The sequence below is a fragment of the Agrobacterium sp. Azo12 genome (assembly GCF_029193765.2).
Taxonomy (GTDB): domain Bacteria; phylum Pseudomonadota; class Alphaproteobacteria; order Rhizobiales; family Rhizobiaceae; genus Agrobacterium.
On record NZ_JARFYO020000001.1, the window covers coordinates 559,863 to 581,614 of the forward strand.

The window sequence follows — 21,752 nt, forward strand, 5'->3', positions numbered from 1 at the left end:
TATTGGGCATCTGCACATGGCTCTAAATATCGCGGGGGCGTCGTATTGATAGACTCCGGCTCGCCCCTTTGTCACCGAAGAGTTGCAATCTCGCAAAACTCGCGTATAAGCACCGCATCTTGATTTCTGGAAAGGGAGCGGATCGATGCAAAATATCTCCTCACGCCCCATCGGGGCCTCGGTCTAACTCAGTATAAGCTGACTTAGGTCGCTCCAACCGCCGTCATCGACGGCGGATAGCGAACACGTATCCAGAGTTATCATTCATGGGCACTTTTTCCGGGGACGCTTTTGCTTCCCACGAGCCAGCACGTTTGCCGGCTAATATTCATCATTATTTCTCCAGCAAAAGCTGGATTGAGGGTGCAGCTCTCGACCAGCTTGAAAAAATGTCGCGTTTGCCGGGTGTCAAAGCCGTCGCGGCATTCCCTGATCTTCATCCTGGCAAGTACGGTGCAACCGGTGTTGCCCTGCTGTCTGAAAGGCTGCATCCGCTGCTGGTTGGTAACGACATCGGCTGCGGCATGTCTTTGTTCGAGCTGGATCTTCCGGTCCGCAAGCTTAAGCTCGACAAGGCGGCAAACCGGCTGCGTCGCATGGACAGCGTCAAGACTGACGATGCATCGCAAAGGCTTGGCGACATCGACCTGCCAAATGACCTCTTCTCGCACGCCTTGGGGACGATCGGCGGCGGCAATCACTTTTGTGAGCTGCAGGCGGTCGAAAGTCTGCTCGGCGACGTAGAGGGGGCTGCGTTGGAGAAGCAGAGCTCATATCTGCTTGTTCATTCCGGTTCCCGTGGTTTGGGTGCAGATGTGTTTTCAAGCATTTATGCACACCTACCAGACCTGGTACATGGTCTTGACGCCGTCACTGACGCTGCGGTTTCATGGCTGGAAAAGCACGATCAATGCGTAACCTGGGCGTCGCTCAATCGACGCATGATCGCCGAAAAGGCAGCTTCTCTACTCAACGCCGATCTTCGTCTTGTGGCGGATGTGCCGCATAATCTGGTTCGCAGAACATCAGATGGTTTCGTCCACTACAAGGGCGCTGCAGCCGTAACGCCGGGAGAGATTGCTCCCATCGCAGGATCGCGGGCGACACTGAGCTATGTCGTGAAGGCAACCGACCAGGTTGGTGTTTCCCTAGGCGGTATTTCCCACGGTGCCGGGCGCAAATATGACCGTGCCACCATGCACGGTCGCGTTGGCAAAACACGGTCGGAACGGGACGGCCTCTTGCGCAACAGTTGGGGTGGCGTGGCGATCTGCGATGATCGTGATCTGGTCATCGAGGAAGCCTCATCCGCGTACAAGGATGCGGGACAAGTGGTAACGGACCTGCAGGCCGAGGGGCTGATCGACAGCCTTGCGGCCATGCGCCCGCTTGTTACCTACAAAAAGGCAGTGGGGGAGGATGGCGTTACCCAACATACTGGCAAACCCGATCACCGTCGCAAGGAAGGCCACAAAAAGGGAGGTCATAAACATGACCGCTATTGATCTGTTGATTACTTCAGGCAATGGACCGACGGAATGCCGCATCGCTGTCAAAGCGTTGCTGGATATTCTTCAGAGGCAGGCGCGCGAAAACAACTGTCTGTGTGAATTGAACATGGGGCCGATGCCTGACGCACATGGTCCCAAGTCTGCTCTGCTGAACCTTGAAGGAGAGGCGGCTGCACAACTGGCTGCGGACTATTGTGGCACTGTGAAGTTCCTGTTCAAGAGCCCTGTTCGGCCGGGCCATAAACGCCAGAACTGGTTTGTTTCGGTGCAAAAAATTGACCTTGATGTCGGCGAAGATGTCGAAATTGATGCCAAGGACCTACGCTTTGAAACGCTCAGAGCCGGAGGTCCAGGCGGTCAGCACCAGAACACCACCGATAGTGCCGTGCGTGCAATCCACACTCCGACGGGATTACGCGTCATTGCCAGAAATGAGCGGTCGCAACACCGCAACAAGGCTCTGGCGGTGAAACGACTGGCTTCCATGCTTCAGCATCTTCAGGACAGGAAAACCGTCACGGCAAAAACCGAGCGTTTTATTGCCAATCGTTCAATCGAGCGTGGCAATGCCGTAAAAACCTTCAGGCTGTAGCCGCAATATCTTGGCGCATCGGTAGGTAACTGGTGCGCCAAGATGACGGGTTTTGTGCACGGCCCAATCATCAGTATTATTTGCTTTCGAGAATATCGACGATTTGCTGATAACCCCGGGTTTGCGCATGCTGAAGCGGTGTTATGCCATCATTGTCGGCGATATTTTTATCGGCACCTGCATCGACAAGCAGTTTGACAATTTCGACGTGTTTTGGGCCGCCATCGCTCAGAATGATCGCCTCAAGCAGTGCGGTCCATCCGAGGTTGTTGACGTGGTCGATATCAACACCTGCGTCGATCAGCGTTTTCACTGTCTCGACATGACCGCGTTCCGAGGCTGGTATCAGCGCCGTTCCACCATAGCGGTTGGTGCTTTTCAGATCAGCACCATGCGAAAGCGTTAATCGCAGAATTTCCAGGTGCCCACGCGCACCGGCGTAGAGATAGGGGCTGTCCTGAATAGCGTCCTTTGCGTTGACGTCAGCTCCCGCCTCGATCAACATCCTTGCTGCTTCGACATCATTGGCATGGGTGGCAATCAGCAGCGCTGTCTGGCCCCGCTCATCGCGTAATTCTAATGCAGAACCGGCCTTGATTGTCGATGCGATGGCAGGATGGTCACCGCGCCGCACGAGTTCCAACAGATCTGGTTTTGTCTCCGCCATTGCCGCTCCCACCATCACGCTATAGAGAGCGATTGCCCGGATCATCAGCCTCAGTGATCTCTGCATGAACGGCCATGTCCTCAACAATCTAAGCACTCCCTTGTTTTCACTCCACCGTCTTACAGCCGTTAAAAAGGCAGAGATATGTCTCCGCTTGACGTGTCTGATCAATCTGCCGTGAGCATGATTGCCGGTGGCAGACACTTGATGAACGGTTCACTTTATGACCTATGCTGTCACCAATGTCGCGTAGAGGGGTTTGTGCATAGGTGGTAAAAGGCACGTATTCCCGTTTGAAATGGATAATCAGCATTCTTGCTGTCTGGCTCGTTTGCGTTGGACTTTATGGGGCTGTTTCCGTCAATATCTCCCTCAAACGGGCGACTGATGAGCTGAATGATGCGGGGTTTCTTCTGCATCGTCTGATCTCGCAGCGCGTGGCACAACATGATGCACATCTGACGACACTGGTATCGCTCATCCTCGCAGGTGACGGTGGGCAAATACAGCCGCTGTCACAGGTCAGCGAGAGCATCATTCACTTTTATCCTCGCATCACCGCTATTCAGGAAATTGAACTGGCATGGCAGGAGCCGTCTGCTGCCACGGATGTGCGACAGGTACTGTCGGTTCCGGAAAATGCCAGCGTTGCGGATTACGCACCAATTGCCAGCGCGATATTTGCGCAAAAGGCTGGTGAGGGGAAAAGTTATGTGTCTCCGTCGCTTGGCGACAATTACCTGCTGACCAAGAAGTTACGAGACACCAATCCCGCTTTGTCCATTGTGCTGCAGATCGATCCGCAAAGGCTGGTGGATCTGGAAGAAGTACCGACCTGGCTGACCATGCGGTTGCAACTGAACGGCACAGTGGTCATGGAACGTGTCAGCGAACATCAGAGATCCAATTGGCTGTCTATGCCATCGTTCAGCCGCATGATCGACAGCCGGTCGCAGCCTCTGTTGCTGACGATGGAACGTCCGATTTCGGTGTTTGATCTCGTCGGTTTCGTTTCGCTTGCGGTCGTGGCTGCCGTCACTTTTGTCGGGCTTTTACTGCTTGCCTACATCATAAGGCAGAGGCGGGAAGCTCAACGCCTGCAGGCAGCAGCGCTTGTGGCAGAACAGCGTAATGCACTGCTGGCGCGTGAAACGCGCCTTGCCCACGCCGCCAGGGTCAACTCGCTTGGCGAACTGGCATCCGGCATTGCCCATGAGCTCGCACAACCCTTGACCGCATTGATGAGCCAGAGCCGCGCTGCCGAGCGTTTGCTGGAGCAGGCAGGCATCGATAATACCCTCTTGAAGACGGCATTGGCGTCCAATGTGCGTGAGGCAAGACGGGCCGGCGATATGCTCAAGCGTATGCGGGACTATATCAGTAATCGGCCACCGAGACCGGTCGCGGTCGAGGTTAACCGGGTTGTCGCCGATACGGTTGAGCTGATGCGCGCCGAGCTCGACAAACGCCATATCGCGCTGCAATGGGAACTCGGTGCCGATTTACCGCTACTGATGGCCGATCCGGTCGAACTTGAGCAGGTCTTTAACAACCTCATCCGTAACGCTGCCGACAGCATTGAACAACTGAATGGCGCTGGGTCCCAGATCACGATTGAAACGATGCGGGACGGTGATTGGGTAAGAATAGACATCCGCGATAATGGCCCCGGCATTGACGAGAAGGTGTTGCCGCATCTTTTCGAGCCGTTTTTTACCACAAAAAAGGATGGCATGGGGTTGGGTCTGGCGTTGTGCTCGACATTGGTCGAACGTGTCGGCGGACAGATCGAAGCGCAAAATAATGCCGCTGGCGGAGCCTGTTTCATTGTCCGGTTGCCGGTTCAAACACGGGAGACAGGCGCTTGACTGCAACACGCATCTATCTGGTGGATGACGACGAAGCTGTGCGTAACGCGCTGTCATTGCTGCTTTCAACCTACGCCATGCAGGTGGAGACCTTTGCCGACCCCACCACCTTTCTGGCGCATGTAGAAACGAGGCAGCCCGGCATATTGCTGCTTGATCTGCGCATGCCATTGATCAGCGGCTTACAGGTGCAGCAGAAATTGACTGAACGGAACATCGACTGGCCAATTATCATGATAACAGGTCATGGTGATGTGAACGCCTGCCGCCGTGCGTTCAAGGCCGGTGTCAGCGACTTCCTGAGCAAGCCGATCGATGAGGATGTGTTGCTCGATGCGATCCAGTCGGCACAAGGTCTTTTGCAGGCAACGCTGGAAAGACAGGAAGCCATAGGTCTTTTGGCAAGTCTGACCAGCCGGGAGCGAGAGGTGCTTGATCTTGTCTGTCAGGGTTTTGCCAGCAAGGATATCGCCAGCGCCCTTGATATTTCCGCTCGCACCATAGATGCACACCGGGCCAATATTGCTGAAAAACTCGGAACCAGTTCGGTGGCGGAGTTCGTGCGACTGACTGTTGCCGCGGCCTCTCGGTAGAATTACCTAGGTGCACCTGTGGAACCGCGGATTCAATCAAACCCGGGCTGCCGTTAAAACCGGCGTCAGAAAGCAAGCAGCTTTCGAGACATGGTTTTAAGGAGACCCGACTATGAAGCGCATTCTTCTCGCCGCTACCGCTGCCGCCGTATTGACCTCGGTTGCTTCCGCCCAAGTTCTCGAAGAAAAGAATATCTCGATGGAACTGGCCAGCACCATTGCACGCGAAGCTGTCGCAGCCTGCTCGGCTGAGGGTTACAATGTTTCTGCTGCTGTTGTTGACCGCGCCGGTGTACTTCGTGCGCTTTTGCGGGCTGACAATGCTGGTTCCCACACCCCGGAAGCGGCGCGCCAGAAGGCCTACACTTCGTCGTCATCCCGCATGCCAACCAGCGCAATGGCAGAAAACATTGCCAAGAACCCAACCGCTGCTGAACTTGCCTCGATCGACGGTTTTCTGGTTCTGGCCGGCGGCATGCCGATCAAGGTTGGCAACGCAACCATTGGCGCAATTGGTGTTGGTGGTGCTCCAGGCGGCCAGTTCGATGAAGCCTGCGCCGTTGCCGCCATCAGCAAGGTCCAGGCTCAGCTGAAGTAATCAGGTCTGAACAGCAATGCTGCCTCGTCCCCGGCGGCGCTCGCATGGCGCTTCGAACTTGGGTTTGAAGCGCCAAATGTCGTTGGCAATCTGTCACTCCCAAGTCGCGGCCAGGAATTATTCCTGATCTGCAACCAACCGATAACCCACACCGGGTTCGGTCCTGATAATCGCCGGATTGACCGGGTTCTGTTCGATTTTTTGGCGCAGTTGGCCAATGAACACCCGCAGGTAATGCAGGTCGTCGCTATGGGCCGGTCCCCAGACGGAGGTCAGCAGCGTCTTGTGGGTCACCACCCGCCCGGCATGGCGGGCGAGCAGGGTCAGCAGGTCGTATTCCTTTGGCGTCAGCCTTATGGGCTGATCACCGCGTGACACGGTCCGTTTCACCACATCCAGTAGCAGACCATCCGCCTCGAAAACCGAAGGCATGGCGTCCGCCTTCTGGCCGCGGTGGCGCAGTGCATTGCGAATACGGGCCGTCAATTCGCCGATACCAAAGGGCTTTTCGACATAGTCGTCAGCACCGAGATCAAGTGCTGCAATCTTCTCATTTTCGCGGTCGCGGGCAGAAAGAATGATGATCGGAATATCCGACCAGCCACGCAGACTAGCAACCACTTCTTTGCCATCCATATCTGGCAATCCAAGATCGAGAATGATCAGGTCAGGGGCGGCCGTTGCCGCCGCCTTTAGGGCGTCCGCTCCGGTCCCGGCTTCAATGACACTGTAGCCTGCCGCCATCAGTGCCGGTTTCAGGAAACGCTGTATCTGCGGTTCGTCGTCGACAACAAGGATATTGGCAATCGTCACGGTCATCTCGGTCAGTAGACTTTCTTGTGTTTGGCCGCCGGAAAACGCATGACAATGCGTGTTCCTTTTTTCTTCACGGCTGGGCTTTCGGCATGGATATGGCCGCCCATAGCTTCCACGAAACCGCGCGCAATGGATAGCCCCAAACCAGTACCAGCGGCGCGTCCGTCCGGTTTTCCACGACGGTAGAATTTCTCAAACACCCGGTCCAGATCCTCTGGTGGAATTCCCTTGCCATGGTCAGTTACCGACACCAGAACGTCGTCTCCATCACGCCGGGCATAGATGTAGACCGGTTCCTTGCCGCCATATTTTACCGCATTGTCCAAAAGGTTGAATAGAACCTGCCCCAGCAAAACGCTGTCGCCTTCGATCAGAGGAAGGTCTGCGGCAATGCCGGTTTCGATCACGCGATCGGGGAAATATTTGCGGATACGTTCGGCGGAGGCATGCACCACGTCGGAAACATCAATCCAGTCATGACGCGGTTTGAGATTCCCGGCCTCAATACGGGTCATGTCGAGAAGGTTGGCCACAAAACGGCTCATTCTGCTGCCTTCCTCATCAATGGATTGCAGAAGATCCTCGCGACTTTCCGGCGGCATTTTGTCGCCCAGTTCCCTCAGGCTGGTCACCGCACCGGTGATGGTGGCAAGCGGCGTTTTCAGGTCATGCGATATCGAAGACAACAGCGCTTCACGGTATTTCTCACCCTCCAGCTTGGCCGCCTGCGTCACGCTTTCTTCTGCAAGCCGGGCGCGATCCAGGGCGATTGCTGTCTGGTCGAGAATGGCCGAGAGCGCACGTTCCTCATTGATATGGAGACGCTCACTAATTTGCTCGACACCGCACACGCCAACCACGCCATGTGGTCCTCGCAAGGGACGGAACTCGAAACGACTGTTGGGCAGCGTGCCGGTGCCGTGGCCTGCGGTTTCCTGTTTGTCGTGGCTCCAGCGGGCTGCGGTCAGATCGGTGATGTCCAGTTCCGTGTCCGGGGGCCATGCGGCAGCAACCTTGACGTCGCTGTTGTCGGGCAGCAACAAAACGACATTGCGCTTGAGGCTGGCCTGCAACTGCGACACCGCCAGCCAGATGGCGTCATCGGCCTTGGCTGTCGTCGAAAGTTTGCGTGAAAAATCGTAGAGCGACTGCAAGGCCGTGGCCCGCACGCGCGCGACGGAGGCCTGTTCCTTGATACGAGAGGCAAAACCACCGGCAATCATCGCTACCGCCAGAAATATGAACAGCGCAAACACTTCATGCGGCGTGGAAATGGTGAAGGTCCGGAACGGGTCGATGAAGAAAAAATTGTAAGCCAGCGTGCACATCAGCGCGGCGAGAAATGCCGCCATGTAGCCGCCCGTCACCGACGCGCCAAGCACCGCGAGCAGAAATAACAAAGATATGTTGGGCAGGTCGATAAAACGGTCAATAATCAGCGCGCTTGCCGTCGTTATCAGCGTAAAGCCAATGGCAAACAGTGCTGATTGCCGCAGCGCCACCAAATTTGGCAACCGGAAACGCAATTTCCGATCGCGTTTTTCGCTGCGTTCCGGTGTCACCAGATGGATGCCAAGCCCTGCGGCGCGCCGTGATAATGCTTCATGCAGTGATTGCGCCCCAAATTTGACCCAACCGCGAAGTTGCCCGGTGCCGATGACGATTTGCGTTGCATGTTCCCTACGAGCGCATTTGAGGATTTCTTCTACAAAGTCGCTACCGATAATGTGTTGTGTCTCAGCGCCCAGCTGTTCAGCCAGTCTGAACAGTGCCTCCATGCGCTGGAAATGTTCGGCACTGCTGACCTCTCGGTCGGCGCGTTCGACAGACACCACGATCCATGGCGCATTGAGACCGGATGCCAGACGGCTGGCGACGCGAATGACCTTTTCCGAGAGATCATCGGGGCCGATGCAGACAATCAACCTTTCGCCGGTGGCCCAAGGTCCCTCAATGGCATTTTGCCTGAGATAATCAACCATCTGGTCGTCAACGCGGTCGGCGGTTCGGCGCAGCGCCAGTTCACGCAATGCCGTCAGGTTTCCTAAGCGGAAAAAGCGATCCACCGCCCGGCTTGCGCTATCGGGCAGATAGACTTTGCCCTCCTTTAAACGCTCAATCAGTTCTGTTGGTGGCAAGTCGACCAGCAGAACATCGTCGGCCCGTTTCAGCACTGTGTCAGGTACACGCTCCCGCACGGTCACGCCTGTAATCTGCGCCACCAGATCGGCAAGGCTTTCCAGATGCTGGATGTTCATTGCCGTCCAGACATCGATGCCGGCAGCAATCAGCTCTTCAATATCCTGGTAGCGTTTGGGGTGCCGGCTGCCATCCGGGTTGGAGTGGGCCAGCTCATCGACAATAACAATGCGTGGCCGACGCGAAAGAGCTGCGTCCAGGTCAAACTCTTCCAGCATGCGGCCACGATGAGCAACCCGGATACGCGGCAGGATCTCGAGCCCATCGATCAGGGCGGCTGTTTCACTCCGGCCATGGGTTTCCACCAGCCCCACCATGATATCACAACCGTCGGCCTTCAGCCGCCGCGCTCGCGACAACATGGCGTAGGTCTTGCCGACGCCGGGTGCGGCACCCAGAAAAACGGTCAGCTTGCCCCTGCGTTCTTTCTCCGCAAGGGCAAGCAAGGCATCCGGATCTGGTCTGCGCACAGGGTTGCGGTCAGTATCCGCCATGCGGTGCCTCACGGTTTCAGGGAATCGAGCGCCATATTGATGTCTAGCACAGTTACACGCGGTTCGCCGATGAAACCAAGATCACGACCTTTCAGATGTGTGGTGACGAGATCCGCCACGGTTTGTGGCGGTAAACCACGTGCCTTGGCAACACGCTCGATCTGTGCGCGGGCATAGTCCACCGAGATGTGGGGGTCGAGGCCCGACCCGGAGGTCGTGACAGCATCTGCCGGTACTGGCGTGCCTATGTCGGCAATTTTGAGTTTTTCAACATCTGCAGCAACGCGGTCACGCAGTTTGATGGACGTGGTGCCGAGATTGGAGCCGGAAGAGGCTGCCGCATTATAGGCATCCGGTCCAGTCGCAGAAGGACGTGGCCAGAAATATTTGTCAGAGGAAAAATTCTGGCCGATCAGCTTTGAGCCGACAATCGTTCCGTTGTGTTCGATAAGACTGCCATTGGCCTCACCAGGGAAAATGGCTTGCGCAATGCCGGTAATGGCAAGCGGGTAGGCAAGACCGGTAAGTGCCGTCAAGGCAAACAGCAATGTCAGGGCAGGGCGAATATGGTTCAACATGGTTACACCAGATGGAGAGCTGTAATGGTGAGATCGATGATCTTGATGCCAGCAAAGGGCAGGAGAAGACCGCCAAAGCCGTAGATCAGCAGATTGCGGCGCAGCAGCACGGCGGCACTAGCCGGACGATAGCTGATGCCCCGCAGCGCAAGCGGAATAAGCGCAATGATAATCAGCGCGTTGAAGATCACCGCCGACAGAATGGCCGACTGTGGCGACGCCAGCTGCATGATGTTCAACGCACCGAGTGCTGGATATGTCACGACAAACAAGGCCGGGATAATGGCGAAATATTTCGCCACGTCATTGGCAATGGAAAAGGTGGTCAGCGACCCACGGGTCATCAGCAGCTGTTTGCCGATCTCTACGATTTCAATCAGCTTGGTCGGGCTGGAATCGAGATCAACCATGTTGGCTGCTTCACGCGCCGCCTGGGTGCCAGTCTGCATGGCCACGCCGACATCGGCCTGCGCCAGTGCTGGCGCATCATTGGTACCGTCGCCACACATGGCGATGAGACGACCACCTTCCTGCTCGCGGCGGATATAGGAAAGTTTATCTTCCGGCGTTGCTTGCGCAAGATAGTCATCGACACCGGCCTCGGAGGCAATGGCCGCCGCAGTCACCGGGTTGTCGCCAGTGACCATCACGGTGCGGATGCCCATGGCACGCAAGGCGGCAAACCGTTCTTTGATCCCGGGTTTAACGACATCCTTGAGGTGGATGGCACCAAGCAAACGTTGCCCGTCTGTCACGGCCAGTGGCGTTCCACCGCTGCGCGCAATGGCATCCACGGACTGGCGAAATGCTGCGGGGGCTGCGTCCTCGCTCACGCCTGCAAATTTGAGGACGGAATCAACAGCTCCCTTGCGCAACCGGCGCTGGCCGATATCGACACCGGACAGGCGCGTTTCCGCAGAGAAGTGGATGATATTGTCAAATGTGCTGTTTGGCGTGGCAATACCAAATTCACCTTTCGCAAGGGCCACGATGGAGCGGCCTTCCGGTGTTTCATCAGAAAGGCTGGCCATAAGCGCAGCCTCTGCCAGCTCGGTCTGGCTGACACCGGGAGCGGCAAGAAAATCGCTGGCCATACGGTTGCCGAAGGTGATGGTGCCGGTCTTGTCCAACAGCAGCGTGTCGACATCTCCTGCAGCTTCCACCGCACGGCCGGAGGTGGCAATGACATTGAAGCGCACCAGGCGGTCCATGCCGGCAATGCCAATAGCCGACAGAAGGCCGCCAATGGTGGTTGGGATCAGCGTCACAAGCAGTGCGGCAAGTACGGTAACCGACAGCACTGTGCCGGAGTAACCCGCCAGGCCCCAGATGGCGACACACACGAACAGGAAGATCAGCGTCAGGCCCGAAAGTAGAATGGAAAGCGCAATCTCGTTTGGTGTTTTCTGGCGTTTGGCGCCTTCGATCAACGCAATCATGCGATCGACAAAACTGGAGCCGGGAGCAACGCCAATCCGGATGCGGATTTCATCCGACAGTACCTGTGTACCACCGGTGACAGCAGAGCGATCACCACCGGACTCACGGATGACCGGCGCAGATTCACCCGTTATTGCACTTTCATTGACGGATGCCACACCTTCAATCACATCGCCATCGCCGGGAATAAGCTCCCCGGCAGAAACGACGACGATATCGCCAACTTTGAGGTTCGTGGCAGGCACGGTTTCCGTTTTGCCTGACGACAACAATCTGCGGGCAACCAGTTCGGATTTGGTCTTTTTGAGACTGTCGGCTTGGGCCCGGCCTCGGCCTTCAGCAACTGATTCCGCAAATGTGGCAAACAGTACCGTAAACCACAGCCATGCGGCGATCTGGCCGGAGAAAGTTGCCTGGGAGGGGTTGTAGCCAACGTCACGCAGGAACAGCAGGGTCACCACCAGCGCAACCACCTCGGTTACAAAGATCACCGGATTGCGCACCAACTGACGTGGGTCGAGCTTGATAAAAGCGTCGCGCATCGCTGGCAGCACAATGGCAGGGTCGAAAAGTCCAGGAGCTTTATGGTCCTTTGACATGATGTATTCCTTTAGAAGCTCTGGTTGGCAAGCATCGCAAGGTGCTCGACAACAGGGCCGAGTGCGAGCGCAGGGAAAAACTGCAGACCACCGAGAATGAGGATGATGCCGACCAGCAGGCACACAAACAGCGGGCCATTGGTCGGAAATGTGCCTGACGATGCTGGCACTTTGACTTTGCTGACCAACGATCCGGCAATGGCCATGACCGGCACGACATAGGCAAAACGACCAAGCAACATGGCGATTCCCAGGGTCGTATTGTACCAGACGGTATTGCCGCTGAGGCCACCGAACGCCGAGCCATTGTTGCCGGTTGCCGACGTGTAGGCGTAGAGAATTTCCGAAAGTCCGTGCGGACCTGCGGTTCCGACACTTGCCACCGCAAAGGGCAACATGGCTGACACGGCGGTGAAACCGAGAATGACCAGGGGCAGTATCAGCACTGCCAGCATGGCAAATTTCATTTCCCGGCTTTCGATCTTTTTACCCAAAAACTCTGGTGTACGACCCACCATCAGGCCAGCCACAAAAACCGAGAGAATGGCAAAAACCAGCATTCCGTAAAGACCGGAGCCAACACCGCCGGGCAACACTTCACCAAGCTGGATCAGGAACATTGGCACCAATCCGCCAAGTCCGGTGAACGAGCCATGCATGCCGTTTACGCCACCGTCAGACAGGCCGGTTGTCACGGCGGCATACAGCGCCGTCATGGCCTGTCCGAAACGGACTTCCTTGCCTTCCATATTACCGAGAGAGGGGTCAACGCCAAGGGCGGTCATAATCGGGTTGCCCTGCGCTTCCGCCCAGTAGGTGACGGTAACCCCTGCGATCAACAGCACCGCCATGGCCGATATCAGCGCCCAGCCTTGACGGCGGTTCCCGACCATCTGCCCGAAGGTGTAAACCAGCGCTGCAGAAATCGACAGCATCGCGAACATGTTCAGGTAGTTGGCGTAGGTGGTCGGGTTTTCAAATGGATGCGCGGCATTGGCATTAAAGAACCCGCCGCCATTGGTGCCAAGTTGCTTGATCGCTTCCTGCGATGCGACCGGACCCAGCGAGATAACCTGCTGGGTACCTTCGAGCGTCGTGGCATTGACAGCGGCCTGAAGCGTCTGCGGCAGACCCATGGCAACAAAAGCAATCGCAACCAGCACGGCGATAGGCAACAATATGTAGAGAGTGGCCCGGGTCATATCGACCCAGAAGTTGCCAAGCGTCGATACCTTGGACCGGATGAAGGCTCGTGTCAGCGCCATGGCAAGCGCCATGCCGGTGGCGGCAGAAAGAAAGTTCTGTACCGTCAAACCGGCCATCTGGCTGAAATGGCTGAGCGTGGTTTCACCAGCATAGTTCTGCCAGTTGGTATTGGTAACAAAGGAAACGGCGGTGTTAAAGGCAAGATCAGGGGCCATGCCGGCAAAACCCTGGCTGTTGAGCGGCAGATAGGCCTGGCCTCTCAAGATTGCGTAAAGCACCACAAAACCTGCGATCGAGAACACAAGCATGGACAGCGTATAGCCAAGCCATCCCTGTTCCCTGCTGGGGTTAACCCCGGCGGTGGTGTAGAGACCGCGTTCCAGCGGGCCGAATATCGATGACAGAACGGTGCGCTCACCTGAAAAGACCCGAGCCATGTACAGGCCAAGGGGTTTGATGGTGATAAGCACGGCGAGGAAAAGGAGGCTGATTTGCAGCCACCCGATAATAGTCATGAGAATCTCCTGTAGAATCAGAAGTGTTCGGGCCGCAAAAGCGTGACCACGAGATAAACGCCGAGGGCGAGAGCGACGAGAAGGCCGAAAAGGGCTTCAATCATGGTATGCCCCTTCAAAGCCTGTCGAGGGCGCGGGCATAAAGCGCCAGAGCCAGTAGGGTGCCAAAGCCCACTCCCACAAAGATGAGGTCGGACATGTCAGGTTCTCCTGTTGATATGGCTAAAGGGTAGAGCCGCATCAGGTCAGGTTTCGATTGGGAATTTGTCGCCACGACATAAGGAAAAGATAAAGACGAAAGACCTCTCTTATGGCTCAATTAAATCTTTGTCTGGGCGGTAAAATGTATAAGTCTTTGTAATTAAATATATTTTAGGAATTTTTCAGCCGAGTTTTCAAAGTTTTTGCGCCGCATAATGGCTTAAAATGCAAATTTATGACGAAAAGCGCTTGCATTCAGTCAGAGGACGTTTTAGAGGATCGCCACGCAAGCAAAACAAGTCTTCGCGTTACGCACCCGTAGCTCAGCTGGATAGAGCATCAGACTACGAATCTGAGGGTCAGGAGTTCGAATCTCTTCGGGTGCGCCATTTCTTCCTTAAATTTCAATATGTTAAGAACGACCTTTCATCAGCGTCTGCTGTTGTAGCTTGGTATTGTCACGTCAGTTTGGCACAAGCCATTGATGAAATATTTCGCCGACACCTAGGCGAAAGTTCACAATGGACAATACTGTTTCCCATCTCTCTTCCGATCCCCTGAATTCAATCAATCATAAGCTCGATGAGCTTCTGACCAGTGTTGCGTCTCTCTCCGAGCGCCAGCAGGTCAATGATGAGATTATGGTCGAACTGATCAAGTTTTTTCAGCGGTTTCGTGAGGAAACTCTGGAAGGTCAGCAGGTCAACGTTCAGGAGTTGCGTAGTGCGGCGGAAGCAATCATCTACAAGACCAATGATTTGATGCAGTCGAGCGTCAAGCTGACGGAAGCGGTTGCCGGTGGCCTGAAGGACATCGGTACGAAAAGTGAGCAGGCTGCGGCAGAACATTACCGTGTGCTGCGCCAGTTGGCGCAGATAAGCCTTCGCAAGCTTCCTGTGGCGTCCGGCAGGATCCGCAGCGTGTTTCTTGTTCACATGATTGAATCCTGGGATGCGCAGGTCGACATTTATCGTGCCATGCGTGCCGACGACCGCTTCGAGCCGGTTGTCGTCAGCATCAATCGCGCCTTTCCGGGTGACAACAGCTATAATGGCGAGGATGTTGTCAGCCGTGCGTTGACCAGTCTCGGCATTGAGCACGTTCGCCTTGGCACGCAGAACTTTACCGAAGCACAGGAAACATTGCGGTTTCTGGCGCCGGATGTCATTTTCCGCCAGTCGCATTGGGATCGTGATTACCCGCCGGCATTCAGCACGGCAGAACTTGCCTTTACTCGCCTTTGCATCGTGCCTTACGGCATGTCGATCGTGCAGAAGTTCAGCCACTCCGAAGCGCTGCCGACAACCATTTCGCCGATGGCGTTTGACCAGCCCTATCACCGCTCTGCGTGGCGCGTTTTCTGCGAAACGGAACAGACCAAGTCTTATTTCCTCAGTTTCCAGCATTCGGATCCAAGCAAGTTCGTCCTTTCGGGCTATCCTAAGCATGAGCGTTTGCTGAGATCGATAGGGCACGGTCAATGGCCGCTGCCGGATACACCGGAAAACCCCTACCGCGTCATCTGGGCACCGCATCACTCGGTCGGTAATGACTGGCTGGCATTTGGCGTGTTCCATAACATGTATATGGACATGTTGCGTTGGGCACAGCGTGCACCGCACATTCAGTTCGTTCTAAAACCGCACCCGGCACTATTTGCGCTGGTTGTGCGCATGGGACTGGTGTCGCAGGCCAATCTCGATGAATTCAAGCGTCAGTGGCAGGCCCTACCAAACTGCACGATCTTCGAGGGCCAGTACGCTGAACTGTTCGCCGCCTCTGATCTGATGCTGACCGATGGCTTGTCGTTCCTGACCGAATATCAGTTGTTCAACAAACCGTTGGTGTTTATCGATTCGCGCCGCCACGTGCAGCTCAACGCCTTGGGACAGTTGGCTGTAGATTGCGCCGAGAGCGTCAACACACTTGCAGAAGCTGAAGCCGCCGTTCTCGCCTATGCGGCGGGCAAGCCGCTTGAACGCGATGAGACGCGCGCTCGCCTGCAAAACATCATGCTGCCCAATGAGCGTCCGTCGGCACTGATTATTGTCGACGCGATTGCCGAAGGGCTTGGAAAAGAACGGGCATCTGCTGCGGCTTGAACTGGCAATCGCAGATCAGCCTGGGAAAAGATTGAGGCACTAGCAATGGCAGGCTTCATGATCCCCGAAACCACGGGGCAGACGCGGTAATTTGGAGCTTGGTATGAATATCGTTTTTCTGGCAGCGGGACGGGGTAGCCGGTTATCGGAACTGACGGGCGATACGCATAAATCGCTGTTGCCGGTGGCAGGCAAACCTGCGCTGCAGCATATTCTGGATGTCGCGGTGGCTGCAAAGCCGCGCGATATCACCATCGTGACCGGATACCGCAACACGGATATCGAAGACTTTGTGCGTGCCACCTATGGCGATGCCGTTCGCCCGGTATTCAATGAACGTTATGCCGAGGATACCAATATCCTCTCGACGGATATTGGCGTCGACGCCTTGCGCCAGCCGCAGTATGGCTACCAGATTGTCGAGACCGATATCGTGATGCAGGAGCCCGGTTGGCAGCGCATTTTCCGCGGTGCTCGCACGGCATCCGAATGGTCGACGCGCGGCCTCTACAGCGAGCAACTGACCGGTGGCACGCTGAAAACCGGTGCCGGTGGCAATGTCACTGATATCGTCTATGCCCCTAAATATGACGCAAAATACGAGGGCTGGTCGAAGCTTCTGGGAACGCTCTATGTCGGCAGGAACGAGGTTCAAGCAGACAGATACATCCGCAAGCAAGCCATGCAGCGCACTATCGCGCAATATTACATGACACCATGGGTGGAAAACCTGGAGCTGCTGCCATGTCGCGAGCTTAACCTCAGCGCATTTTTCGCAGCCTCTTACAACGACGTTACCGCATACCGTAACGCCAGCCATCAATTTGAAGCAATGACAGCAGGACACGGAGCATAAGGTGAAGGTCGAACTCGTCGAGGTCGAAAGCCTCAAACACATCGAAGGCTACAGCAAGCGCCGCGTGGAGTGGCTCAAGGAAAAGGTTCTGAACGAAAAGATTTGGAACAAACCCCTTGCGCTGGATGACCAACACGCGCTCGTCATGGATGGGCAGCACCGCATGGAGGTCGCCCGTGCCTTGGGTCTCAAGCGCGTTCCCGCCGTCAAGTTCAGCTATGCCGAAGTTGAGATCTGGAGCCTGCGCCCGGGCAAATACGAATTCGACTGGAAGATGGTCACCGAGCGTGCGCTCAGCGGCGATATCTATCCTTACAAGACCGTGAAGCATCGTTTCCCGATTGATGTTCCTGTCATCAGCTACAGCCTGGAAGATCTGCGATGAGTGGTGTTGATCGTGCAATCATTCTTGCCGCAGGTCGTGGTCATCAGCTTGATGGTTACACCAAGATCCTGATCCGTCATCCAAAGACCGGCAAGACGATCCTTGACCATGCAATTGAAGCCTTCGCTGGCAAACAGATCACAGTTGTTGTCGGCTTCCGTGCCGTTCAGATCATGGAACAGTATCCGCAGCTCGACTATGTCGTGAACTACGACTGGGCCTTGACCAACAATGCCATGAGCCTTGGTCTGGCGTTGGATGAGCGCCCCACTTACGTGGTCTCGGGCGATGTGTTCTTTGATCGTCCGCTGATTGAAAAGCTGGATGCTGCACCGGCCGATCTGGTGCTGACCGAAGCGCGCGAAAACCGCACACTGACCGCTATCCACTGCATGTTGCGCGACAATGGTACGGTTGAGGAAACCTATCAGGGCGCGGTGCGCAATGTGCGCCACCCCGAGGCAATCGGCCTGTTCAAGATCAGCAATTCCGATCTTCTCGAGCGCTGGAAAAAACTCTGCATACGCCACGGCAACCTCTTCGTTGGCCAGACTTTGCCGTGTGATGGCGCGCCTGTCGCATCTGTCGCGGTCGAGGATCATCCATTCGTCGAGATCAACACGCCCGGCGATTATCTCAACTTCATGGAACGGTGCCGAAACCAATGATCAGATCTGTAACGGTTGGCATACCGGTTGGCGCCAAGTCTCCAGCCGAACTGGAAGAAGGCGCTAAGGCGCTGATTGCAACGGCCAGAGAAATTCTTGGCGATGCCAACATGGTGCCACGTACGATACGTTACACGCTTCCGGCTGTTGGTCTCGAAGGTGAAAATGAGGGAACGGTTCTCTCCACCCTTCGCTGGATCGACAATCTGGCAGCCGAGACCGATGTGCGGTGGTTCTGCCTGCCGTTCGATTTTGTTGAGGAAGGTCCAAGACGCCAGCGTCTGTCTACGGCACTGGATATCATTACCCGTTTCCCACGTCTGTTTATGAACCTCATCGTCGCCGATGAGTATAAGATGTCTGTCTCGGCGGTAAATGACGTCGCCTCTCTGGTGACGCGTATTGCCCGCAAGAGCAATAACGGGTTCGACAATTTCCGGGTCGGCGCATCCTGCGGCGTGCCGGCCAACTCGCCATTCTTCCCGTTCTCGCGCCACGAAGGTGATGAAATCGCTTTCAGCTTTGCGCTGGAAACAACAGGCATCGCTCTTTCTGTCGTCCAGGAACTGGGCGTTGCGCCACCAATCAACGTGTTCCGTGATCGTCTGGTCGAACGGTTGAGCGAAGCTTTGGGTGAGATCAACCAGCTTGGTCTGCAGATCGCCGAAAGAACTGGTACCGTTTACAAAGGACTGGATGCGTCCTTCGCGCCGTTCCCGGATGGTGAAATGTCTGTGGCCGCCCTGATCGAACATCTGCTGGGCGCGCCTGTCGGCAGCCACGGGAGCGTTTTCATCACCGGTGTGCTCACAGATGCCATCAGAGCATCGTTGCGCGCCAGCGGTGCCCTGAGCGTCGGTTTCAACGGCGTCATGTATTCCCTGATGGAAGACAACACGCTTGCCGCTGCCAATAGCCGCCGCAACATCAACATGGATGCGCTGGTGTCCCTGTCGGCGGTGTGCGGTTGCGGTGTGGATATGGTGCCGGTCAGCGGCAACAGCTTCCCTGAGGAAATTGCCGGGCTGACGCTTGATATCGCGCAGATGGCCTTGTCGCTGCACAAGCCGCTCGGTGTGCGTGTTCTGCCTATCCCAAACAAATCACCAAACGAATTCACGGAGTTTAACCTGGACTTCCTATGCGACAGTCGCGTTGTCGGCTTGCAGGCGCATGATCGCAGTCTGGCGACCTCCACCCCTTCACTGGGCCTTCTTTCGCCCCGTTTCTCTGATTCACTGAATAGCTAAGGCGCTCTGAACATGCTCGACAAGGACAAAGTCAAACGCTTCTGGGATGATCGAGCCTCGACTTTCGAGTCGGTTGCTTTCGAAAGCATCGCCAATCTTGAGCAAGACAAAAATAATCTTGAACTCAAGATCGACCGCGAAACACAAAAAGTGTTCGATTGGCTGGGCGATGTAAAAGACAAGTCCATCGTTGATCTCGGCGCAGGCGTCGGTCAGTGGACGTTCCGCTTTACGGCCCGTGGCGCCAAGCACGTCACGGCGGTGGAATATTCCGCACCTCTGGCTGAAATCGGTCGCAATGAAGCCGTACGTCAGGGCGTCGATAATATTGATTTCGTCGTGTCTCCAGCCGAGAAATTTCTGGCAGACGATACATATGATATTGTCTTCATTTCCGGACTTTTCGTTTATCTCAACGACGATCAGTCCGATGAGTTGATGAAAAATCTCGTCAAGGCGTGCAACTCCAATACTTTGATATTGTTGCGCGATGGCACTGGCCTTGAAAACCGTCATGAGATCAATGACCGGCTTTCGGAACATCTTCAGTCCAACTATTCTGCCACCTACCGTACACGCCAGCAATATGTCGACATGTTTGCCGCTGCCGGTTTCAGCATCGTTCGCGACGAGAACATGTTCGAGGAAGGTTCGCCGCTCAATAAATATCCCGAAACCCGTTTGCGCATCTATCAGTTCAAGCCGGATTTCTGAAAATGGCGAAGATCCTGCCGCTTGGTGGCGACGTAGACTGGCCGGAAGACGAAGGCGTGCTGGGTGTTGTCGGGGTTGCGCCCTGGGCGACCATCGAGTTCTTGCGCGCCTTTTACGCTCTTGTTCCAGCCACCAAGGATTGGCATTTTCCGCGGGTTATCACGGATACCAACACCAAGTTGCCAAGTCGGGGTCGTTACTTCCAGCTTGGAGAGCGTGACCCTTCGCCTTATATAGCTGAGAATATTAGAGAATTGGCGAGTATGGGTGCGACGGCAATCGTCCTGCCCTGCAACACCGCGCATCTGCTTTATGACCGCTGGGCGGTAAACGCAGCTGTTCCTGTTCCTAATATCGTTGAGGAAACCGTTGCTCTTGCCCGCCATGAGCAGGCAAAGCTGGTAACGCCTTTCACCTCGACGTCGCTTGCCGATTTTGATCTCTATGGTGCCGTGATTGAAAAGCAGGGCATGGCATGCCACCGCCTGTCGCCTGAGGACCAGTCGCTTGTTTCGCAGCTGCTGGAAGAGGTGAAAGTTCACAGTGCGGTCGGGGATGCCAATCTGGAACGGCTCGACCGTCTGTGTTCCAAACTGCGCCTGTCAGGGGTAGATACCATTCTGCTCGGTTGCACCGAACTGACCAGCCTTATGCCGCGTTTTGCCAAGCATGGTTTGAAGGTTTTCGATTCCAATCAGGCACTGGCTGGCAGTGCGTTCAGGCTCGTCATGGGCAAACAAAGCCAGGCCATTTCCCACACGACACCTTCAGCGCTTTCCGCCTGATACGACAGCGATTATTCGACCAACCTGACAATATGCTGGTCGAAAGCCACATCAGTTAGCGTGTCACCAAAATGACCATCATAGGATGACACGATAATGCCCTTGGTCGCGGCGGCAACGCCTGCCGCCTCTCGTACTGTCGTTGCCGACAGAACGCGGCCCGTCACCTCATCAAGCAAAACGGCAGCATTGCCATTGGGTGAGGTTAGCCCAACAATCCCGTCACGACGGTTCACCGCGATGGCTCCGACATAATTTGCCAGTTGTTCGGTCGTCTCCTCCGGCAGGTCAATGAAGGTGATATCCTCGCCCTTGGAGAAATATCCGGCCAGCGGCGGCAGATCGTTGCGCGGTCCTTCGTATTGGCAGGCAAACCAGATGCGCCCATCCTCACCAAGATCGACGTGACGCGTGGAAAGCTGGCTCAACTTCTCCGGCATAGTGTGTTTCTGCACCAGATGCCCGCTTTTGGCGTCAAGCAGCACCAGAGATGGCTGCATGCGGTCAATGTTGAGTTTGGTGCGCCCGAAGTCAGGATGGGTTTCAATACCGCCATTGGCGATAACAAGCAGGCGTCCGTCATCGCTGACGGTCATGTCGTGGGTACCGATGCCGTGTGCATCAAACTCTGCGATGCGTCTGAAACCGTCCCGAACGTCATAAAGGCCAATGACACCACGATTGCCTTCAAAATCGTTTTCGCTGGCGTAAAGAATGGAACCATCGGGGGAAAATTGCCCATGCCCGTAAAAGTGTCGATTTTCGGGGGTGTGCATGACAACGGGCTCGACACCACCGGCGGGGTTGAAGGCCATGGCAAAAGTACCGGGCCGGCGAGCAAACGCCACCGTCATGCCTGACCTGGGGCAGGTGGCCATGCCATGGGCACGTGCTGGCAATTTCAGCCGGTCGATGATCTCACCGCTCTCGCTCAATGTCGCAATGCCGTAGGAGCCATCGCGTGCCCGAAAGCCTGAGGCAAATACCGCATCAGCCCGCTCGAGCGCATAAAGAGAGCGCGGACCAAGGGCTGCGAAGAAGGAGGCGCCGGCGGCTTTGATGAATTGGCGCCGGTCGATCAACAGAGTGCTTTTCGCGGCTGTCATCTTTGAGCC

At 55.8% G+C, this 21,752-nt stretch carries 20 protein-coding genes and 1 tRNA gene; 13 read left to right on the top strand and 8 right to left on the bottom strand.

Annotated elements, in window-relative coordinates:
- Positions 1–266 precede the first annotated feature (266 nt).
- Both PYL13_RS02480 and prfH read left to right on the top strand, forming a co-directional pair.
- Positions 267–1,505: an RNA ligase RtcB family protein gene (locus PYL13_RS02480; protein WP_275640398.1), complete on the top strand. Its 1,239-nt coding sequence runs from the start codon at positions 267–269 to the stop codon at positions 1,503–1,505.
- Positions 1,492–2,103, top strand: coding sequence for a peptide chain release factor H (gene prfH, locus PYL13_RS02485; protein WP_275640399.1), 612 nt, complete (start codon positions 1,492–1,494; stop codon positions 2,101–2,103). The genes PYL13_RS02480 and prfH overlap by 14 nt, the downstream gene beginning before the upstream one ends.
- 76 nt (positions 2,104–2,179) lie before the next feature.
- Here prfH and PYL13_RS02490 read toward each other — a convergent pair whose 3' ends face one another.
- Positions 2,180–2,836, bottom strand: coding sequence for an ankyrin repeat domain-containing protein (locus tag PYL13_RS02490; RefSeq protein WP_441296616.1), 657 nt, complete (start codon positions 2,834–2,836; stop codon positions 2,180–2,182).
- A 203-nt stretch (positions 2,837–3,039) separates the two neighbouring features.
- Between PYL13_RS02490 and PYL13_RS02495 the strand changes: the two genes are divergently transcribed.
- From PYL13_RS02495 to PYL13_RS02505, 3 genes are all read left to right on the top strand, one after another.
- A complete protein-coding gene (locus tag PYL13_RS02495) occupies positions 3,040–4,638 on the top strand; it encodes a sensor histidine kinase (RefSeq protein ID WP_275640400.1) in 1,599 nt (532 codons plus the stop codon).
- Positions 4,635–5,231, top strand: a complete 597-nt coding sequence (locus PYL13_RS02500; RefSeq protein ID WP_275640401.1) for a response regulator transcription factor — start codon at positions 4,635–4,637, stop codon at positions 5,229–5,231. Before PYL13_RS02495 ends, PYL13_RS02500 begins: the two co-directional genes overlap by 4 nt.
- A gap of 112 nt (positions 5,232–5,343) precedes the next feature.
- Complete coding sequence (locus PYL13_RS02505; protein WP_275640402.1) at positions 5,344–5,829, top strand: GlcG/HbpS family heme-binding protein; 486 nt, start codon at positions 5,344–5,346, stop codon at positions 5,827–5,829.
- 117 nt (positions 5,830–5,946) lie between these two features.
- Here the strand turns inward: PYL13_RS02505 and PYL13_RS02510 are convergent, their stop codons facing one another.
- The 6 genes from PYL13_RS02510 to kdpF are packed head-to-tail and all read right to left on the bottom strand — an operon-like array spanning position 5,947 to position 13,780.
- Positions 5,947–6,642 carry a response regulator gene (locus PYL13_RS02510; protein ID WP_275640403.1) on the bottom strand — a complete coding sequence of 232 codons (696 nt, stop codon included), beginning with the start codon at positions 6,640–6,642 and terminating at the stop codon, positions 5,947–5,949.
- A gap of 11 nt (positions 6,643–6,653) precedes the next feature.
- A complete protein-coding gene (locus PYL13_RS02515; protein ID WP_275640404.1) occupies positions 6,654–9,338 on the bottom strand; it encodes a sensor histidine kinase in 2,685 nt (894 codons plus the stop codon).
- Positions 9,339–9,346: 8 nt separating this feature from the next.
- Positions 9,347–9,916: a potassium-transporting ATPase subunit KdpC gene (kdpC, locus tag PYL13_RS02520; RefSeq protein ID WP_275640405.1), complete on the bottom strand. Its 570-nt coding sequence runs from the start codon at positions 9,914–9,916 to the stop codon at positions 9,347–9,349.
- A 2-nt stretch (positions 9,917–9,918) separates the two neighbouring features.
- Positions 9,919–11,955, bottom strand: a complete 2,037-nt coding sequence (gene kdpB, locus PYL13_RS02525; protein WP_275640406.1) for a potassium-transporting ATPase subunit KdpB — start codon at positions 11,953–11,955, stop codon at positions 9,919–9,921.
- Between the two features lie 11 nt (positions 11,956–11,966).
- On the bottom strand, positions 11,967–13,676 hold the full coding sequence (gene kdpA / locus PYL13_RS02530) for a potassium-transporting ATPase subunit KdpA (RefSeq protein WP_275640407.1): 1,710 nt from the start codon (positions 13,674–13,676) through the stop codon (positions 11,967–11,969).
- 17 nt (positions 13,677–13,693) lie between these two features.
- The gene (gene kdpF / locus PYL13_RS26925; protein ID WP_368077683.1) at positions 13,694–13,780 is read right to left on the bottom strand and encodes a K(+)-transporting ATPase subunit F; all 87 of its coding nucleotides are present in this window, start codon (positions 13,778–13,780) and stop codon (positions 13,694–13,696) included.
- A 409-nt stretch (positions 13,781–14,189) separates the two neighbouring features.
- Here kdpF and PYL13_RS02535 point away from each other — a divergent pair.
- The 8 genes from PYL13_RS02535 (at position 14,190) to PYL13_RS02570 (ending at position 20,637) form a co-directional block, all read left to right on the top strand.
- Positions 14,190–14,266, top strand: a tRNA-Arg gene (locus tag PYL13_RS02535).
- A 132-nt stretch (positions 14,267–14,398) separates the two neighbouring features.
- Positions 14,399–15,979 carry a hypothetical protein gene (locus PYL13_RS02540; protein ID WP_275640408.1) on the top strand — a complete coding sequence of 527 codons (1,581 nt, stop codon included), beginning with the start codon at positions 14,399–14,401 and terminating at the stop codon, positions 15,977–15,979.
- Between the two features lie 103 nt (positions 15,980–16,082).
- Positions 16,083–16,835, top strand: coding sequence for an NTP transferase domain-containing protein (locus PYL13_RS02545; RefSeq protein ID WP_275640409.1), 753 nt, complete (start codon positions 16,083–16,085; stop codon positions 16,833–16,835).
- Between the two features lies 1 nt (position 16,836).
- Positions 16,837–17,220 carry a hypothetical protein gene (locus PYL13_RS02550; protein ID WP_275640410.1) on the top strand — a complete coding sequence of 128 codons (384 nt, stop codon included), beginning with the start codon at positions 16,837–16,839 and terminating at the stop codon, positions 17,218–17,220.
- Positions 17,217–17,888, top strand: coding sequence for a phosphocholine cytidylyltransferase family protein (locus tag PYL13_RS02555; RefSeq protein ID WP_275640411.1), 672 nt, complete (start codon positions 17,217–17,219; stop codon positions 17,886–17,888). Before PYL13_RS02550 ends, PYL13_RS02555 begins: the two co-directional genes overlap by 4 nt.
- Complete coding sequence (locus tag PYL13_RS02560; protein WP_250983359.1) at positions 17,885–19,138, top strand: DUF711 family protein; 1,254 nt, start codon at positions 17,885–17,887, stop codon at positions 19,136–19,138. Before PYL13_RS02555 ends, PYL13_RS02560 begins: the two co-directional genes overlap by 4 nt.
- A 12-nt stretch (positions 19,139–19,150) precedes the next feature.
- Positions 19,151–19,852 carry a class I SAM-dependent methyltransferase gene (locus PYL13_RS02565; RefSeq protein WP_275640412.1) on the top strand — a complete coding sequence of 234 codons (702 nt, stop codon included), beginning with the start codon at positions 19,151–19,153 and terminating at the stop codon, positions 19,850–19,852.
- A 2-nt stretch (positions 19,853–19,854) separates the two neighbouring features.
- The gene (locus PYL13_RS02570) at positions 19,855–20,637 is read left to right on the top strand and encodes an aspartate/glutamate racemase family protein (protein ID WP_275640413.1); all 783 of its coding nucleotides are present in this window, start codon (positions 19,855–19,857) and stop codon (positions 20,635–20,637) included.
- Positions 20,638–20,648: 11 nt separating this feature from the next.
- On the opposite strand, the gene PYL13_RS02575 is transcribed toward PYL13_RS02570, so the two are convergent.
- Entirely contained in the window at positions 20,649–21,743 is a 1,095-nt protein-coding gene (locus PYL13_RS02575) for a DUF1513 domain-containing protein (protein WP_275640414.1), read from the bottom strand.
- Between the last annotated feature and the right edge of the window lie 9 nt (positions 21,744–21,752).

Bases quoted from the DNA above. Each gene is read 5' to 3' on its own strand.
- PYL13_RS02575 (WP_275640414.1), bottom strand. From the start codon at position 21,743: ATGACAGCCGCGAAAAGCACTCTGTTGATCGACCGGCGCCAATTCATC.
- kdpB (WP_275640406.1), bottom strand. From the start codon at position 11,955: ATGTCAAAGGACCATAAAGCTCCTGGACTTTTCGACCCTGCCATTGTG.
- PYL13_RS02505 (WP_275640402.1), top strand. From the start codon at position 5,344: ATGAAGCGCATTCTTCTCGCCGCTACCGCTGCCGCCGTATTGACCTCG.
- kdpF (WP_368077683.1), bottom strand. From the start codon at position 13,780: ATGATTGAAGCCCTTTTCGGCCTTCTCGTCGCTCTCGCCCTCGGCGTT.
- PYL13_RS02565 (WP_275640412.1), top strand. From the start codon at position 19,151: ATGCTCGACAAGGACAAAGTCAAACGCTTCTGGGATGATCGAGCCTCG.
- PYL13_RS02480 (WP_275640398.1), top strand. From the start codon at position 267: ATGGGCACTTTTTCCGGGGACGCTTTTGCTTCCCACGAGCCAGCACGT.
- prfH (WP_275640399.1), top strand. From the start codon at position 1,492: ATGACCGCTATTGATCTGTTGATTACTTCAGGCAATGGACCGACGGAA.
- kdpA (WP_275640407.1), bottom strand. From the start codon at position 13,676: ATGACTATTATCGGGTGGCTGCAAATCAGCCTCCTTTTCCTCGCCGTG.
- PYL13_RS02545 (WP_275640409.1), top strand. From the start codon at position 16,083: ATGAATATCGTTTTTCTGGCAGCGGGACGGGGTAGCCGGTTATCGGAA.
- PYL13_RS02540 (WP_275640408.1), top strand. From the start codon at position 14,399: ATGGACAATACTGTTTCCCATCTCTCTTCCGATCCCCTGAATTCAATC.
- PYL13_RS02555 (WP_275640411.1), top strand. From the start codon at position 17,217: ATGAGTGGTGTTGATCGTGCAATCATTCTTGCCGCAGGTCGTGGTCAT.
- kdpC (WP_275640405.1), bottom strand. From the start codon at position 9,916: ATGTTGAACCATATTCGCCCTGCCCTGACATTGCTGTTTGCCTTGACG.
- PYL13_RS02490 (WP_441296616.1), bottom strand. From the start codon at position 2,836: ATGCAGAGATCACTGAGGCTGATGATCCGGGCAATCGCTCTCTATAGC.
- PYL13_RS02515 (WP_275640404.1), bottom strand. From the start codon at position 9,338: ATGGCGGATACTGACCGCAACCCTGTGCGCAGACCAGATCCGGATGCC.
- PYL13_RS02560 (WP_250983359.1), top strand. From the start codon at position 17,885: ATGATCAGATCTGTAACGGTTGGCATACCGGTTGGCGCCAAGTCTCCA.
- PYL13_RS02570 (WP_275640413.1), top strand. From the start codon at position 19,855: ATGGCGAAGATCCTGCCGCTTGGTGGCGACGTAGACTGGCCGGAAGAC.